Origin of the sequence: Pseudoxanthomonas fibrivorans (genome assembly GCF_041464125.1) — a bacterium.
GTDB lineage: Bacteria > Pseudomonadota > Gammaproteobacteria > Xanthomonadales > Xanthomonadaceae > Pseudoxanthomonas.
This window is the reverse complement of sequence record NZ_JBGNUG010000001.1, coordinates 1,551,862-1,567,004: the sequence shown is the minus strand read 5'-3', so window position 1 is coordinate 1,567,004 and position 15,143 is coordinate 1,551,862. Positions and strand designations below refer to the sequence as shown.

12 protein-coding genes are annotated in these 15,143 nt (G+C 71.7%); 7 read left to right on the top strand and 5 right to left on the bottom strand.

What is annotated here, in order from left to right:
• Window positions 1–13 precede the first annotated feature (13 nt).
• Entirely contained in the window at window positions 14–523 is a 510-nt protein-coding gene (locus tag ACA089_RS07340) for a Csu type fimbrial protein (protein WP_372015123.1), read from the bottom strand.
• A 337-nt stretch (window positions 524–860) separates the two neighbouring features.
• Here ACA089_RS07340 and map point away from each other — a divergent pair, with 337 nt between their 5' ends.
• The 5 genes from map (at window position 861) to dapE (ending at window position 6,908) form a co-directional block, all read left to right on the top strand.
• Window positions 861–1,661 (top strand): type I methionyl aminopeptidase, encoded by an 801-nt coding sequence (gene map / locus ACA089_RS07335; RefSeq protein ID WP_372015121.1) that lies wholly within the window; start codon window positions 861–863, stop codon window positions 1,659–1,661.
• An 8-nt stretch (window positions 1,662–1,669) separates the two neighbouring features.
• Window positions 1,670–4,324, top strand: a complete 2,655-nt coding sequence (glnD, locus tag ACA089_RS07330; RefSeq protein WP_372015118.1) for a [protein-PII] uridylyltransferase — start codon at window positions 1,670–1,672, stop codon at window positions 4,322–4,324.
• A complete protein-coding gene (gene dapD, locus ACA089_RS07325; protein ID WP_372015116.1) occupies window positions 4,324–5,220 on the top strand; it encodes a 2,3,4,5-tetrahydropyridine-2,6-dicarboxylate N-succinyltransferase in 897 nt (298 codons plus the stop codon). The genes glnD and dapD overlap by 1 nt, the downstream gene beginning before the upstream one ends.
• Window positions 5,221–5,352: 132 nt before the next feature.
• Complete coding sequence (locus tag ACA089_RS07320) at window positions 5,353–5,712, top strand: Spx/MgsR family RNA polymerase-binding regulatory protein (RefSeq protein WP_372015114.1); 360 nt, start codon at window positions 5,353–5,355, stop codon at window positions 5,710–5,712.
• Between the two features lie 65 nt (window positions 5,713–5,777).
• Window positions 5,778–6,908 (top strand): succinyl-diaminopimelate desuccinylase, encoded by a 1,131-nt coding sequence (dapE, locus tag ACA089_RS07315; protein WP_372015111.1) that lies wholly within the window; start codon window positions 5,778–5,780, stop codon window positions 6,906–6,908.
• A gap of 133 nt (window positions 6,909–7,041) precedes the next feature.
• Here dapE and ACA089_RS07310 read toward each other — a convergent pair whose 3' ends face one another.
• The gene (locus tag ACA089_RS07310; RefSeq protein WP_372015108.1) at window positions 7,042–8,715 is read right to left on the bottom strand and encodes an ABC1 kinase family protein; all 1,674 of its coding nucleotides are present in this window, start codon (window positions 8,713–8,715) and stop codon (window positions 7,042–7,044) included.
• A 363-nt stretch (window positions 8,716–9,078) separates the two neighbouring features.
• Here ACA089_RS07310 and asnB point away from each other — a divergent pair, with 363 nt between their 5' ends.
• A complete protein-coding gene (asnB, locus tag ACA089_RS07305) occupies window positions 9,079–10,788 on the top strand; it encodes an asparagine synthase B (RefSeq protein ID WP_372015105.1) in 1,710 nt (569 codons plus the stop codon).
• A gap of 42 nt (window positions 10,789–10,830) precedes the next feature.
• On the opposite strand, the gene ACA089_RS07300 is transcribed toward asnB, so the two are convergent.
• Together ACA089_RS07300 and ACA089_RS07295 are read right to left on the bottom strand one after the other, a co-directional pair.
• The gene (locus ACA089_RS07300) at window positions 10,831–11,145 is read right to left on the bottom strand and encodes an I78 family peptidase inhibitor (protein ID WP_372015103.1); all 315 of its coding nucleotides are present in this window, start codon (window positions 11,143–11,145) and stop codon (window positions 10,831–10,833) included.
• 75 nt (window positions 11,146–11,220) lie between these two features.
• A complete protein-coding gene (locus ACA089_RS07295; protein WP_372015100.1) occupies window positions 11,221–13,632 on the bottom strand; it encodes a penicillin acylase family protein in 2,412 nt (803 codons plus the stop codon).
• 171 nt (window positions 13,633–13,803) lie between these two features.
• Between ACA089_RS07295 and bfr the strand changes: the two genes are divergently transcribed.
• Window positions 13,804–14,295 (top strand): bacterioferritin, encoded by a 492-nt coding sequence (gene bfr, locus ACA089_RS07290; RefSeq protein WP_372015097.1) that lies wholly within the window; start codon window positions 13,804–13,806, stop codon window positions 14,293–14,295.
• Window positions 14,296–14,391: 96 nt separating this feature from the next.
• On the opposite strand, the gene ACA089_RS07285 is transcribed toward bfr, so the two are convergent.
• Window positions 14,392–15,048: a thiopurine S-methyltransferase gene (locus ACA089_RS07285; protein ID WP_372015094.1), complete on the bottom strand. Its 657-nt coding sequence runs from the start codon at window positions 15,046–15,048 to the stop codon at window positions 14,392–14,394.
• Window positions 15,049–15,143 lie beyond the last annotated feature (95 nt).

Genomic DNA, 15,143 nt, shown 5'->3' with positions numbered 1-15,143 from the left:
CTCGCCAAGTCGATCAGTAGGTGATCGTCGCCTGGATGGTATCGGTATACACGCCGGCCGGCACGTTCACCGCGGCGCCGCCGGCCACGCGGCCGTACACGGTGATGTTCTGGTTGGCGCCGGTGCCGGTGCCCGCCTGGGTGTCGTTGGAGATGGTGTTGCCCCAGTTCTGCGAGCGGTTGCTGTCGCGGTACAGGTTGTACGGAATGCTGTTGGAGCCGTTGCTCATGCGGCGGGTGCTGACCGTGGCGCCGACGTAGGTGCCGGCGTTCAGGCCGATGTTGAACGGGGTGCCCTGGGTGCAGTTGACCACCAGGGTGCCGGTGGTGTCGGCGTTGCCGGCCGAGGAACGGGCCTTGTCGCCGAAGTCGACATCCGACGCGCCGGTGGTGCTGAAGGCGCACGACTCGGTGATGTTGATGCGGACCTGGAAGTTGGTGTTGGCGGTGGCCGCGCTGGCGGTCCCGGCGAAGCCGGTCGCGACGAGGGCGGCGGCGATCAGGGTGCTCTTGAACATGTTCATCGTGGACTCCGGGACTTGGCTGAAATGTGACGGTTGACCTGCTGCGGAGGTTGAAGCACCAATCGTGCCAACTCCCTGACGCCCGGCCGTTCAGGGCCGGTGGCCGACGACGCGCAAGCTGAATACGCATATTGTGACGTATTTAACGTCCCAAGGTGGGCCTATTCAGCAAAAAGTGACCCAGTGCGTCAATCGGCTGGCGCCGTTCATTCAGGTTCTGCGTCACAGTTTCGGCCCGCCCGCCGGGCGGGGCCTTGATCACGGTCAAATTCCCGGCGTGAGCGGGGGCGCCGATGCGGCGCGTTCAGGAAGCGGGCGGATCGGCGATAATCCGGGCATGAGCCTGCACCTGAAGACCCCGGAAGAAATCGAGAAGATGCGCGTCGCCGGCCGCCTGGCCGCCGAGGTGCTGGAAATGATCGGCGCCCATGTCCGCCCCGGCGTGACCACGGAGGAACTGGACCGGATCTGCCACGACCACATCGTCCGGGTCCAGGGCGCGATCCCCGCCAATGTCGGCTACCGCGGCTACCCGAAGACGCTGTGCACGTCCGTCAACAACGTGATCTGCCACGGTATCCCGAGCCCGGGCAAGGTCCTCAAGGACGGCGACATCCTCAACATCGACGTGACCGTCATCAAGGATGGCTGGCACGGCGACACCAGCCGCATGTATTACGTCGGCACGCCCTCGATCATGGCCCGGCGCCTGGTGGAGACCACGTTCGAGGCGATGTGGCGCGGCATCCGCGCGGTGAAGCCCGGCGCGACGCTGGGCGACGTCGGCCACGCGATCCAGAGCTACGCCGAGGGCGAGCGCTTCGCGGTGGTGCGCGAGTACTGCGGCCACGGCATCGGCAAGGTCTATCACGACGAGCCGCAGGTCCTGCATTACGGCCGCCCGGGCGAAGGCCTGGTGCTCAAGCCGGGCATGACCTTCACCATCGAGCCGATGATCAACGAGGGCACGCGCTACACCAAGGTGCTGCCCGACGGCTGGACCGTGGTGACCAAGGACCGCAAGCTCTCGGCGCAGTGGGAACACATGGTCGCGGTGACCGAGGACGGCGTCGACGTGCTGACCCTGGGTGCCGGCGACGTCCCCCTGCTGGCCCCCGGCCAGCCACCCCACGCGTGAGTCCAGGCATGGGCGCCGGACCGCACGCCACGGGCGTCGACGATGGACCGGCACCCGCGGACGACGTCGGCTGGGCAGTGCGCGCCCGCGAACTGCTGGCCCACGGCGACGCGCGCCTGCTCAAGCGTTACGGCCGCGACGTCGACATCGACCGCCTGCTGGCGCTGCGCGCGCGGCTGGTGGATGACCTGCTGCGGCGCGCGTGGCACCACTGCATGGCCGACGACGCCGCGCTCGCCCTGATCGCGGTGGGCGGCTACGGCCGCGGCGAACTGTTCCCGCGTTCCGACATCGACCTGCTGGTGCTGGGCGAGCCCGACGCGCAACAGGCGCACCAGGCCGCGCTGTCGCGCTTCTTCGCCCTGCTGTGGGACACCGGCCTGCCGGTCGGGCATGCGGTGCGCTCGGCCGCCGAATGCACGGCGGCGGCGGCCGACCAGACGGTGATGACCGCGCTGCTGGAAGCGCGCCCGGTCGTGGCCGGCGACGCGGCGATGGCGTCGCTGGCCGAGGCGATCTCGCCGCGCCGGATCTGGCCGCCGCGCGAGTTCTTCCTGGCCAAGCGCGAGGAGCTGCAGGCGCGGCATCGCCGCCACGGCGACACCTCCGACAACCTCGAACCGAACATCAAGGACGGGCCGGGCGGGTTGCGCGACCTGCACACGCTGGGCTGGATGTCGCAGCGTGCGTTCGGCGTGCGCGACCTGGAGGCGGTGGTCGGGCTGGGCCACCTGGGGCCCGACGAAGCGGCGGCGCTGGCGCGCGAACGGCGTTCGCTCGGCCGCCTGCGCTTCGGCCTGCACCTGGTCGCCGGCCGGCCCGAGGAGCGCCTGCGCTTCGACTACCAGAAGGCGCTGGCGCAGCGCCTGGGCTACGACGACGACGAGCACAGCCTCGGCGTCGAGAAGATGATGCAGGGCTTCTACCGCAGCGCGGCGATCGTGCGCCGGATCAGCGACCGGCTGCTGCAGCGCTTCGAGGAAACCTTCGACGGCGAGGCGGCGCCCGAGCCGCTCAATCCCGATTTCGTCCTGCGCCGCGGCTACCTCGCCGCCGCGGCCACCTACTGGCCCGAAAGCGACCTGCGCGAAGTGCTGGCGCTGTTCTCGACCTGGGCGGCGCACCCCGAGGTGCGCGGCCTGCACTCGCAGACCGCGCGCGCGCTGGCCGAATCGCTGCGCCGGCTGCCGGCGTACACCGATGCCGGGCCGGCCGCGCGCGCGCGCTTCCTCGCCCTGCTGCGCGGCCCGCGGCCGGTGGAGACGCTGACCCGGATGGCCCGCCTGGGCGTGCTCGGCCAGTACCTGCCCGCGTTCGCGCTGGTCTCCGGGCGCATGCAGTTCGACCTGTTCCACGTCTACACCGTCGACCAGCACACGCTGATGGTGCTGCGCAACCTGGCCGGTTTCGCCAGCGGCGTCGCCGACGAGCGCTTCTCGATCGCGCACGAGGTCTGGCCGCGCCTGCGCAAGCCGGAACTGCTGCTGCTCGCCGGCCTGTTCCATGACATCGCCAAGGGCCGCGGCGGCGACCATTCCGAACTGGGTGCGGTCGACGCGCGCGAGTTCTGCGCCGCGCACGGCCTCAGCGAGGCCGACACCGGCCTGGTGGTGTGGCTGGTGGAACAGCACCTGCGCATGTCGGTGACCGCGCAGAAGCAGGACATCTCGGATCCCGACGTGGTCCGCGCGTTCGCGACCCTGGTCGGCGACCGCGAGCGCCTGGACTACCTCTACCTGCTGACCTGCGCGGACATCGCCGGCACCAGCCCCAAGCTGTGGAATGCGTGGAAGGACCGGCTGCTGGCCGACCTCTACCTGGCCACGCGCCGGGTGCTGCGCGAGGGCCTGGAAACGCCGGTCGACGCCGAGGCGCGGGTGGCCGAGGGGCGCGACGCGACCCGCGAGTGCATGCGCGCGCTGGGCCATGACGATGCCACCATCGAGCGGCAGTTCGCGGAGATGCCGGACGAGAGTTTCCTGCGCTTCCGTCCCGAGCAGCTGGCCTGGCAGGCCGCGGCGCTGGTCGAGGTGCGGATGGGCGAGACCCAGGTGGCGGTCCGGCCGGTCGGCGGGCAGGGCGGCGGCCAGGGCGGCGCGCTGGAGGTCTTCGTCCACTCGCCCGACCGCGACGGCCTGTTCGCCGCGATCGTCGCCACCCTCGACCGGCACGGCTACGCGGTGCACCAGGCGCGCATCCTGATGGGGCCGCACGGCACCGTGTTCGACACCTTCGAGGTGCTGCCGGCCGATACCTTCGCCAGCGGCGACCCGGCCCAGCTCGAGAACGCGCTGCGCCAGGCCCTGGCCGGCACCCTGGAGAACGTGCGCGCCCCGCGTCGGGCGGCGCCGCGCCAGCTGCGCCATTTCCGCTTCCCGGCGCAGGTCGACTTCAGCGCCACCGCCGACGGCCGGCGCAGCCTGCTCGGCCTGGTCTGCCCCGACCGCCCCGGCCTGCTGGCCGACGTGGCCCAGGCACTGCGCGGCTGCAGGCTGCGCGTGCACGACGCCCGCATCGCCACCTTCGGCGAGCGCGCCGAGGACCTGTTCCAGATCACCGACGAACACGACCAGCCGCTGGACGCGACCGCGCAGGCCTGCCTGCGCGCGGCGCTGAGCGAGCGGCTCGACCCCGACAGCCCCAACCCCGGAGCCCCCCGCTGATGGCCACCACGCCGAAGAAGACCGCCGCCCGCAAGACCGTGCGCAAGCGCCCCGCCGCGCCCGCCGGGCCGGGACTGGAGGAGCTGAAGTTCTCGATCGAGAGCGCGTTCGCGCGCCGCGCGGCGCTGACCCTGGACGAGATCGACGGCTCCACCCGGCCGCTGGTCGAGCGCGTGATCGGGGGCCTGGAATCGGGCGAGTTCCGCGTCGCCGAGCCGGACGGCCAGGGTGGCTGGCAGGTCAACGAATGGCTGAAGAAGGCCGTGCTGCTGTACTTCCGGGTCAACGACATGGTGGTGATGGAAGGCGCGCCCGGCCCGTTCTGGGACAAGGTGCCGACCCGCTTCGACGGCTATGGCGAGGCCGAGTTCCGCAAGCTCGGCGTGCGCGTGGTGCCGGGCACCGTCGCCCGCCGCGGCGCGTACTTCGGCAAGGACGTGGTGCTGATGCCGAGCTTCATCAACATCGGCGCGCACGTGGGCGAGGGCACCATGGTCGACACCTGGGCCACGGTCGGCTCCTGCGCGCAGGTCGGCAAGCACTGCCACATTTCCGGCGGCGCCGGCATCGGCGGCGTGCTCGAACCGCTGCAGGCCAGCCCGACGATCGTGGAAGACCACTGCTTCATCGGCGCGCGCTCGGAAGTGGTGGAAGGCGTGGTCGTCGGCCACCACAGCGTGATCGGGATGGGCGTGTTCATCGGCCAGTCGACCCGCATCTACAACCGCGCCACCGGCGAGGTTTCCTACGGCTACGTGCCGCCGGGCAGCGTGGTGGTGTCCGGGTCGCTGCCGGCCGCCGACGGCAGCCACTCGCTGTATTGCGCGGTGATCGTCAAGCAGGTCGACGCCAAGACCCGCGCCAAGACCAGCATCAACGAACTGCTGCGCGGGTAAGCCCCCTCGCCTGGCGACGGTCCTGTCGACCGTCGCCAGGGCGGTGAACGCCCGGCCATGGAGGACCGGGCCGGCCGCCGGAGCTGGCGGCATCGCGCCATGGATGGCAGCCATCGGCCTGGAAGCACGGACATGACGACGACGATCTACGGACTCAGGAACTGCGACACCTGCAAGAAGGCGACGAAGTGGCTGGACCGCTTCGGCGTGGCGTACACCTTCGTCGATTACCGCGACAGCAAGCCTTCGCCCGAGACGCTGGTCGAATGGGCCGGCAAGGCCGGCGGATTCGACGCGCTGGTCAACAAGTCCTCGACCACCTGGCGGCAGCTGCCCGACAGCCGCAAGTCGCCGGGCAGCGAGGCGGAGTGGAAGCTGCTGCTGCGCGAGCATCCGCAGCTGGTCCGGCGCCCGCTGGTGGTGAAGGACGACGGCGGCTTCGGCCAGGGGTTCTCGGACAACGGCTTCAAGAAGCTGTTCGGCGTCGGCTGATCCACGCCGCCGCAGCGTCGCTTCCGCGGCGCAACCACCTTCCGCACACGAGACGACGGACGACCATGAGCGACGTGCTCGACCTGACCCGCGACCTCATCGCGCGCGCTTCGGTGACCCCGGACGACGCCGGCTGCCAGGCGACGCTCGCCCTGCGCCTCCAGCGTGCCGGCTTCACCTGCGAGTCGCTGCGCTACGGCGACGTCGACAACCTGTGGGCCACGCACGGCCGCGGCGCGCCGGTGCTGGTCCTGCTCGGACATACCGACGTGGTGCCGCCGGGTCCGCGCGAAGCATGGGCCAGCGATCCGTTCGTGCCGGAGGTCCGCGACGGCGTGCTCTACGGCCGCGGGGCGGCGGACATGAAGGGCAGCGTCGCCGCCTTCGCGATCGCCGCAGAGCGCTTCGCCACCGCGCATCCGGATCACCCCGGCACGCTCGCCGTGCTGCTGACCTCGGACGAGGAAGGCGATGCGATCGAGGGCGTGCGCAAGGTCGCCGATACGTTCCGCGCGCGCGGCCAGCGCATCGACTGGTGCATCACCGGCGAGCCCTCGTCCACCGCCCGGCTGGGTGACCTGCTGCGCGTCGGTCGCCGCGGCAGCCTGTCCGGCACGCTGCAAGTCAGGGGCGTCCAGGGCCACGTGGCCTATCCGCACAAGGCCCGCAACCCGATCCACCAGGCCGCGCCGGCGCTGGCCGAACTGGCTGCGCGCGTCTGGGACGACGGTTACGAAAGCTTTCCACCGACCTCGCTGCAGGTTTCCAACATCCATGCCGGGACCGGCGCCAACAACGTCATTCCCGGCGAGCTGCAGGTGCTGTTCAACCTGCGCTACAACCCGCACTGGGACGCGCCGCGGCTTGAGTCCGAAGTCTCCGCGCTGCTCGACCGCCATGGCCTGGACTACGAGCTGCGCTGGCACCGCAGCGGCGAACCCTTCTACACGCCCGAGGGCCGGCTGCGCGCGGTCGCGCGCGAGGTGCTGGCCGGCTTCGCCGGCGCGCCGCCCGAGGAAAGCACCGGCGGCGGCACGTCCGACGCGCGCTTCATCGCACCGCTCGGTGCGCAGTGCATCGAGGTCGGTCCGGTCAATGCCAGCATCCACCAGGTCGACGAGCACGTGGCGGTCGCCGACCTGGAGGCCCTGCCGGCGCTGTACCTGCGGCTGATCGAGCGCCTGCTGCTCGACTGACGCCGGACAGGCCGGTCGTGGCCGGGTTGGCCTGCCGTGGCTGCGCCATGTCGCGCGGCATCGGTGCGCCGTCCGGGCCGGAGCGCTCCCCCCGCGCGCCAGGCGGCGACGTGGCCCGCGCCGCAGCGCCGGCTCAATGCGGTCCGTGCTGCTCGTTCGGCCGGGCCTTGCGGTCGCGCAGCAGCGCGCTGACGGCGATCGCCAGGCCGAGCACGGTGGCGATCAGGAACAGGATCACCGCCAGCACCGGATAGCCGAACAGCCGGGTCGGCGTCTCGATGCGCATCAGCATCGCCGACGACAGCAGCAGCGCGGCGGTGACCACCGAGGCGGCGATCCGGTTGGCGATCTTCTGCATGTTCTCCATCAGGCGCGAGTTCTCCAGCCCGTCCAGTCGCACCTGCAGCCGGTTCTCGGCCAGCAGCGACAGGGTGTCGGAGATCTTGCGCGGCGCGTCGCGCAGCAGCGCCTGCACCTCCAGCGCCTCGCTGGCCAGGTTGGCGCTGGTGAACGAACGCCGCAGCTGCGCGCGCATGATCGACTGCAGGTGCGACTCGACCAGCGAGCGCACGTCCATGTCCGGGTCGAGCGCGTTGGCGACCCGTTCCAGGTTGAGCAGGGTCTTGCCCAGCAGGCTGATTTCCGCCGGCACGCGCAGCCCGTGCTCGGCCGAGCAGCCGACCAGCTCCAGCAGCAGGCGTCCTTCCGAGGTGCGGCGCCCGCCGGTGGCGTAGCGCGCCACCAGCTGGCCGGTGTCGCGGTTGAACGCGGCATCGTCGAACTGCTCCAGCCGCGTGCCGATCGCGACCAGTTCCCGGGCCACGTCTTCGCCGCGCGCGTCGACCGCGGCGAACAGCAGTTTCAGCAGCCGCTCGCGCATGCGCGGCGGGACCTGCGCGACCATGCCCAGGTCGATCAGCGCCAGCCGCCCGTCGCGGCAGAGCAGGACGTTGCCCGGGTGCGGGTCGGCATGGATGTCGCCGTGCACGAACACCTGGTCCAGGTAGGCGCGCATGAGCTCGCCCGCCGGCGTGGCCAGGTCGGTTTCGGTGCGGCGCAGGCCGGTCACGGTGGTCACCTTGGCGCCATGGACCAGTTCCATGGTCAGGACCCGTTGCGTGCACAGGCCCCACACCGGCGCCGGCACGTACAGCTGCGGGTAGTCGGCCAGGCGCTCGCGGAAGCGTTCGAGGTTCTCGGCCTCGCGCCGGTAGTCCAGCTCCAGCAGCAGGATCTTGCGGAACTCGGCGATCCAGCCGGCGAAGTGCATGCGCCGGCCGGTTTCGGTCAGCGCGTCGGCGGTGCCGGCCAGTCCGGAGAGCACTTCCAGGTCCAGGCGGATCGCCGCATCCATGCCCGGGCGCTGCACCTTGACCGCCACCTCGCGTCCGTCGCGCAGCACGGCCCGATGCACCTGCGCCAGCGATGCGGCCGCCAGCGGCACCGGGTCGAACGATTCGAACAACCGGCTGATGCGGGCGCCGAGTTCGTCCTCGATGATCTTCTCGATCACCGGCGTCTCCACCGGCGCCACCTCGTCCTGGATCCGGTCCAGGGCGTCGATGTAGGCCGGCGGAACCAGGTCGGGGCGCGTGGACAGCGACTGCCCGAGCTTGATGAAGGCCGGGCCCAGCGATTCCAGTTCGGCGGCGAAGGCCTGCGCCTCGGCGATCCCCGACCCGTCGGCGATGGTCGACTCGGCGGGCGGCGCATGGCTCCAGTCCAGGCCGGTCAGCACCCGCCGGTGACGGGCCAGGCGGGCCACGACCTGCGCGGTGCGGGTGAGGCGTTGGGTGGTATCGGGCAAGGCGGTCTCCCGGTGACGTCGGGTGCGCGGCGGGCCGCGCGGGGCGACGCGAGTATTGGCCGGCGTGCGTGAGCGGTTTGTCAGTTGCCCAAGCAACGGTTGCGGGGCCGCGGAAGGGCGGGTTAGTGTCGGCCCATGCGTTCCGCCCTCCGCGCCAACCCGGTCAATCGCAACCGCAGCAACAACGCGGCGAATAACCGTGCGCGGCCGATGCGGGATCGCGACCAGGCATAGAGCAGGACAGCCCGGTCACCACGAAACCCGCATCGGCCGATGCGGGTTTTTTTGTGCCCGGGCGTTCCCGCCGATGGCCGCCCCGCAGGTCCGAATCCGTAACACCCCACCAGACCCAGGAGCTTTCCCATGTGTTCGATCTTCGGCATCTTCGGCCTGCAACCGGGCGACGACCTGCAGGCGCTGCGCCGGCAGTCCCTGGACCTGTCGCAACGGCAACGCCACCGTGGCCCGGACTGGAGCGGGGTCTACGTCGACGACGGCGCGATCCTGGTCCATGAGCGCCTGGCCATCGTCGACCCGGCCGGCGGCTCCCAGCCGCTGCTGTCGGAGGACGGTCGCCTGGCGCTGGCGGTCAACGGCGAGATCTACAACCACGTACCGCTGAAGGGCGAGCTGAAGCAGGCGTACGCCTTCCAGACCGCGTCGGACTGCGAAGTGATCAATGCGCTGTACCTGGAAGGCGAGGGACTCGAGGGCGAACCCGCCTCGTTCCTCAACCGGCTCAACGGCATCTTCGCCTTCGCCCTGTGGGACAAGGCCAGGGGCCGGGCGATCATCGCCCGGGACCCGATCGGCGTGGTGCCACTGTACTGGGGGCATGACCGCGAAGGCCGCCTGCGCGTGGCCTCGGAAATGAAGTCGCTGGTCGAGGACTGCGCCGACGTCGCCCAGTTCCCGCCCGGCCACTGGTACGACACGGCGACCGGCACGCTGGCGAAGTACTACGGGCGTCCGTGGCGCGACTACGCCGCGGTCGAAGGCGTCGAGGTGTCGCCGGCCGAGCTGCGCGAAGCGTTCGAAGCGGCCGTGCACCGCCAGCTGATGACCGACGTGCCCTACGGCGTGCTGCTGTCCGGCGGACTGGACTCCTCGCTGGTCGCCGCGGTCGCGGCGCGCTATGCCCGCCACCGCATCGAGGACGGCGACAGGACCGAGGCCTGGTGGCCGCGCCTGCATTCGTTCGCCATCGGCCTGAAGGGTTCGCCCGACCTGGCCGCGGCCAAGATCGCCGCCGAGGCGCTGGGCACCGTGCACCACGGCTTCGAGTACACCTTCGAGGAAGGCCTGGACGCGCTGCCGGAGGTGATCCGCCACATCGAGACCTACGACGTCACCACCATCCGCGCCTCGACGCCGATGTTCCTGCTGGCGCGCCGGATCAAGGCGATGGGCGTCAAGATGGTGCTGTCGGGCGAGGGCAGCGACGAGGTGTTCGGCGGCTACCTGTATTTCCACAAGGCGCCCAACGCGCGCGAGTTCCACGAGGAACTGGTGCGCAAGCTCGACGCGCTCAACAACTTCGACTGCCTGCGCGCGAACAAGTCGATGATGGCCTGGGGCGTGGAGCCGCGCGTGCCGTTCCTGGACCGCGAGTTCCTCGACGTGGCCATGCGCATGGATGCGAGCCACAAGATGGTGCGCAAGGGCGAGGCCGGGCCGCAGCGGATGGAGAAGGGGGTGCTGCGCCAGGCCTTCGACGGCTACCTGCCCGAACAGATCCTGTGGCGGCAGAAGGAGCAGTTCAGCGACGGCGTCGGTTACGGCTGGATCGACGGGCTGAAGGCGCACGCCGAGGCGCAGGTCAGCGACCGCGAGCTGGCCGCGGCCGACAAGCGCTTCCCGGTCAATCCGCCGCAGACCAAGGAAGCGTACTTCTACCGTTCGGTGTTCGAACGCTTCTACCCGACGCCGGCCGCGGCCGAGACCGTGCCGGGCGGCAAGTCCATCGCCTGCTCGTCGCCGGCGGCGATTGCCTGGGACGCGAGCTTCGCGAAGATGGCCGACCCGTCCGGGCGCGCCGTGGCCGGCGTGCACGAACAGGCGCTGGCCCCGTAGCCGGTCGGAGCCGGCGCGGCGTGGCCGCGCCGCGCCGCCCGGTCAGCCGCAGGTGACGCGGGTGATCGTGTTGTTGCGGTCGATCTCGACGTTGACCCGGTCCGGGCGGTGGTCGCGGGTCACCGCGGTGTCCGGACCGATCGGGCGGATCAGGCCGGCGCCGCTTTCGTGCCAGACCCGGCGCATGACGTCCTGTTCGGCCTGCTTGCCGACGGCCCAGGCGACCGGCTCGGCCCGGCAGGCACCGGCGGCGCTGCCGAACTGGCCGGGCGCGCCGGCGTCGGGCTGCACCGAGGCGCAGGCTGCCAGCAGGATCGTGGCCAGGACGGCGGGAAGGACGGCGTGGCGTGCGTGCATCGCGGCGGTTCTCCGTTGGGCTGGGTCGATTGTGCGCCACGCGCGGGCGCTCGTGCGCTGGCCGATGGTCCCACGTCACCGCGGGCCGGCAGGCCGCAGGACCAGCGTGTGCCGGGCGGAGCCGGGCAGGAATGGCGTGGCGCGTCCCTCGACCCAGTCGTCGTGGCCGGCGCCCCAGAACGGCGACAGCGGATGCCCGCTCTGGCCGCCGGGCATGTGCACGATGCCGTCGGCCTCGTGGCCGGGGGACACGACCATGCGTTCGGAGGCGCCGAACGCCGGCCCCTGCACGCGCGGCATCGACCCGTCGCCCGGCAGCGGGTCGGCCGGCATGCACAGGCGGGGCTTGAGGAAGCCCGGGACGGCGTTGGCCAGCGGGTGGCAGATCCTGGCGGTGTTGCGTTCGCCCCAGGTGCGTTCGCCGAGCGGCCCCTTCTCCGCCAGTTCGTCGCGTACCTCGCGCGCTGCGTCTTCCAGCAGCGCGGCCCAGCTGTCGTAGCGCCGCGGCAGCAGGTGTGCGGGGCGCTGCTCCAGCAGTGGCCATGCCACGCCTTCCAGCTGCGGAAGATCCGGCATCCGGAAGTCGTCGCCGAGCGCGGCCTGCGCCGGGGCGGTGAGTCCGTCGGCGATGCGCGCGTGCACGGCCAGCCGCCAGGCGCGGACGACCCGGTACGCGACCGACCCGGCCGAGGCGTGGCCGTCCCAGGTGCTGCCGGCATCGGCCAGCGCACGCCGTGCCGATCCGGCCGGCGCGTCCTTCGCTTCATCCTGGAGCAGGCGCCACCAGCGCTGCAGGAACAGGGCGCGGTCGTCGAGCTGCAGGGCGAGCAGGTCCGCTTCCCCGAAGCGATCCTGGGCCATCAGCGCGTCGCGGATCTGCGCGGCACGCGCTCCGAGCGCGTAGCCGCCGTCGCCGGCGACGGCCAGCGCCTCGCCATCGAGCGTGCGCGCGTTCGCGGTCCAGAGCCGGTGCGTCGCAGGGGCGACCTGCTGCGGCGCCGCGTCGGCGCGTATGTCCCAGGGGCATGCGCCGGCCGGGCCGACATGCCCCGGTTGCGGCGCGTCCATCGCGGGCGGGCCGGTCAGCACGCCATCGGCCGCCGCTTCCGCCGGGGCGCAGTCACGGCGGTCCGGACGCTGGCCGATCAGGCGCCAGGCGATCGTTCCGCTGCGGTCGGCCACGACCAGGTTCTGCGCCGGAATGCCCGAGCGGTCCGCCACCGCGAAGGCCGCGCCGACATCGCCGGCGCGCGCCATGTCGGCGAAGCCGATCGAGACGGCACCGGGCAGGTGCGCGACCCAGCGCAGCGCCAGCGCACCGCCATCGGGCAGGCGGTGGACCAGCGGGCCCCACGCGCTTTCCGCCACCGCCAGCACCACCGGGTCCGCACCCGCGACCTCGATCCGTTCGCGCACGTCGCGGACCTGTTTCCACGCCGGATCACCCGCGGGCAGCAGCGACCAGTCGGCCGTGTCGATGTAGCTGTTGGTGAAGCCCCAGGCCACGTGGCCGTTGCTGCCGACGATCACCGCCGGCAGGCCTGGCAGGCTGAAGCCGGCGATGTCGACCCGGCCGCCCGCTGCGCGCGGGTCCGGGTAGCGCAGCCGTACCCGGAACCAGATGTTGGGGGCGCGCAGGCCCAGGTGCATGTCGTCGGCGACGATCGCGCGGCCGTCGGCGGTCAGCGCGCCGGCCACCGCCCAGTTGTTGCTGCCGGGCGTGCCCTTGTCGGCCAGGCGCCGCGGCCGCGCCGAGTCGGGCATGGGCAGCGTGCGCAGGTCGACCTCGCCCGCGCCCGGCAGCACGGCGTTGCCGCGCGCCGCGCCGGACAGCGGCGCGTCCCACTCGCTGCCGTCGTGCGCCAGCAGCGCGAACAGCGCCGGCGGCAGGTGCCGGTGCAGGCGCCACATGTCGAGCTCGCGTGCGTTCCCCGCATCCTGCAGGTCGAAGTACATCGCGTAGCCGGTCAGCGCGGAATCGACCACGTCCCAGCGCCGGGGCTGCTGGCGCAGCAGCAGGTACGGCCATGGCCGCACCCGCAGCGCGCCCAGTCCCGCGTTCACCCCATCGGCATAGGCCTGCAGCTGCGGCATGCGATCGCCGGCGAACGCGTCGAGGTGCGCGGTCACGCGCGCGCGGATGCGGTGCACGCGCCGCTCCCGGTCGACCTCGACCGCGACCGGCCCGAACAGCGCGGCCAGCTCGCCGGCCGAACTCCGGCGCATGAGGTCCATCTCGAAAAAGCGCTCCTGGGCGTGCACGAATCCCAGGGCCCGCACGGCATCGGCCTCGCTGCCCGCGTCGATCGTCACCACCCCCAGCGCGTCGCGCTGGATCGTCACCGGCGCGGCCAGGCCGGCCAGCGCCGGGGTGGCCTCGCCCTCGAGCGCCGGCAGGCTGCCCCGCATCAGCCACCAGGCGAGTCCGAGCAGGCACAGGGCGAGCAGCAGCGTCAGCGCCAGCAGGCGTCGGATCCAGCGGAGCATGCGTTCCCCTTGCGTGGGCGGCCGGATGTCGGCCGCTGCGGCGGATTATTCCACGGCCAGGGAACGCGGCCGGACCGGCCGTGGGGACACCCCGATGCGACTGATTCCGATTGGAACACCATGACGCCGGTTGCGGCACACTGCGCCCGCCAGTTCGCCGGAGCACCGACCATGAAAGGCCATCCCGAAGTCATCGACTGCCTGAAAGAGCTGCTGCGCGGCGAGCTGGCGGCGCGCGACCAGTATTTCCTGCATTCGCGTCGCTACGAGGACCAGGGGCTGAAGGCGCTGTACGAGCGGATCAGCCACGAGATGCAGGAGGAGACCGAGCACGCGGACGCGATCCTGCGCCGGATCCTGTTCCTGGAGGGCGACCCGGACATGCGGCCGCATGCCTTCACGCCCGGACGCACCGTGGTCGAAATGCTCGAAGCGGACCTGCAGGTCGAGTACCAGGTGCGCGCCAACCTGGCCGCGGCGATGAAGCTGTGCGAACAGAAGCAGGACTACGTCAGCCGCGACATGCTGCTGGCCCAGCTCAAGGACACCGAGGAAGACCATGCCTGGTGGCTGGAGCAGCAGCTGGGCCTGATCAGGCGCATCGGGCTCGAGAACTACCAGCTGTCCAAGCTCGGTGGCGACGGCGCTCCGTCGCACGGCTGACCGGGCGCCGCATGCCGCGCGCCCGTCCGTGGACGCGCCGCGCGGCGCGGGCGGGGCACGTTCCTCGACGGCGGTCGCGACCGCGACCGGAGCCGCTCAGCGCCGCGTGAGCCGGTAGACCGCGGTCGACAGCGCGGTGACGCCTTCGGCGATGAAGCGCGGCTCCCCGGCGAGGATGTCGCGACGGACCAGCCGCTCGATGTCCCACCGCGGCGAGAACAGCGCCTGCACCTCGTCTTCCGGGACCGGGAACGGCGGCCCGGCTTTTTCCGCCTGCGGATACTCCAGCGTGATCAGCAAGCCGCGGCAGCCCTGCGGCAGGCGGCCATACACCTCGTCCACGTAGCGCCGGCGCATCGCCGGCGGCAGCGCGATCAGCGCCGCGCGGTCGTAGACCGCATCCATGGTGGCCAGCGTGCCGGCGGTCAGGGCGAAGACGTCACCCTGGACCAGGTCGATGGCGCCGGCACGGTGGTGCACGCCATCGGCATCGCGCCCGGTCTCCGGCTCGATGCCGGCTTCGGCGAAGAACGCGTCCACCGCCAGTGGCGCCAGTTCGCAGCCCAGCACCTGCAGCCCCTGCGCGGCCAGCCAGTGCATGTCCAGGGTCTTGCCGGCCAGCGGCACGAACACCCGGCCGCCGGCCGCCACGTCCAGGGTCGGCCAGTACTGCTCCAGCAGCGGCATCACCTCGCCGCGATGGAATCCGATCTGGCCCTCGTGCCAGCGCTGCAACCAGAATTCCGCGTCCATGTCGTCTCCAGTGGGCAGGGGGGCTGCCCGGTGCCGGTCCCGGCCCGCCGGCGGCATTGCCGGCCAGGCCTGCTCGATCGAGGCGATCGCGGCGG

Coding starts and splice junctions, on each gene's coding strand:
- bfr (WP_372015097.1), top strand. CDS start 13,804: ATGAAAGGCCATCCCGAAGTCATCGACTGCCTGAAAGAGCTGCTGCGC.
- glnD (WP_372015118.1), top strand. CDS start 1,670: ATGGGCGCCGGACCGCACGCCACGGGCGTCGACGATGGACCGGCACCC.
- dapE (WP_372015111.1), top strand. CDS start 5,778: ATGAGCGACGTGCTCGACCTGACCCGCGACCTCATCGCGCGCGCTTCG.
- map (WP_372015121.1), top strand. CDS start 861: ATGAGCCTGCACCTGAAGACCCCGGAAGAAATCGAGAAGATGCGCGTC.
- ACA089_RS07320 (WP_372015114.1), top strand. CDS start 5,353: ATGACGACGACGATCTACGGACTCAGGAACTGCGACACCTGCAAGAAG.
- ACA089_RS07340 (WP_372015123.1), bottom strand. CDS start 523: ATGAACATGTTCAAGAGCACCCTGATCGCCGCCGCCCTCGTCGCGACC.
- asnB (WP_372015105.1), top strand. CDS start 9,079: ATGTGTTCGATCTTCGGCATCTTCGGCCTGCAACCGGGCGACGACCTG.
- dapD (WP_372015116.1), top strand. CDS start 4,324: ATGGCCACCACGCCGAAGAAGACCGCCGCCCGCAAGACCGTGCGCAAG.
- ACA089_RS07295 (WP_372015100.1), bottom strand. CDS start 13,632: ATGCTCCGCTGGATCCGACGCCTGCTGGCGCTGACGCTGCTGCTCGCC.
- ACA089_RS07300 (WP_372015103.1), bottom strand. CDS start 11,145: ATGCACGCACGCCACGCCGTCCTTCCCGCCGTCCTGGCCACGATCCTG.
- ACA089_RS07285 (WP_372015094.1), bottom strand. CDS start 15,048: ATGGACGCGGAATTCTGGTTGCAGCGCTGGCACGAGGGCCAGATCGGA.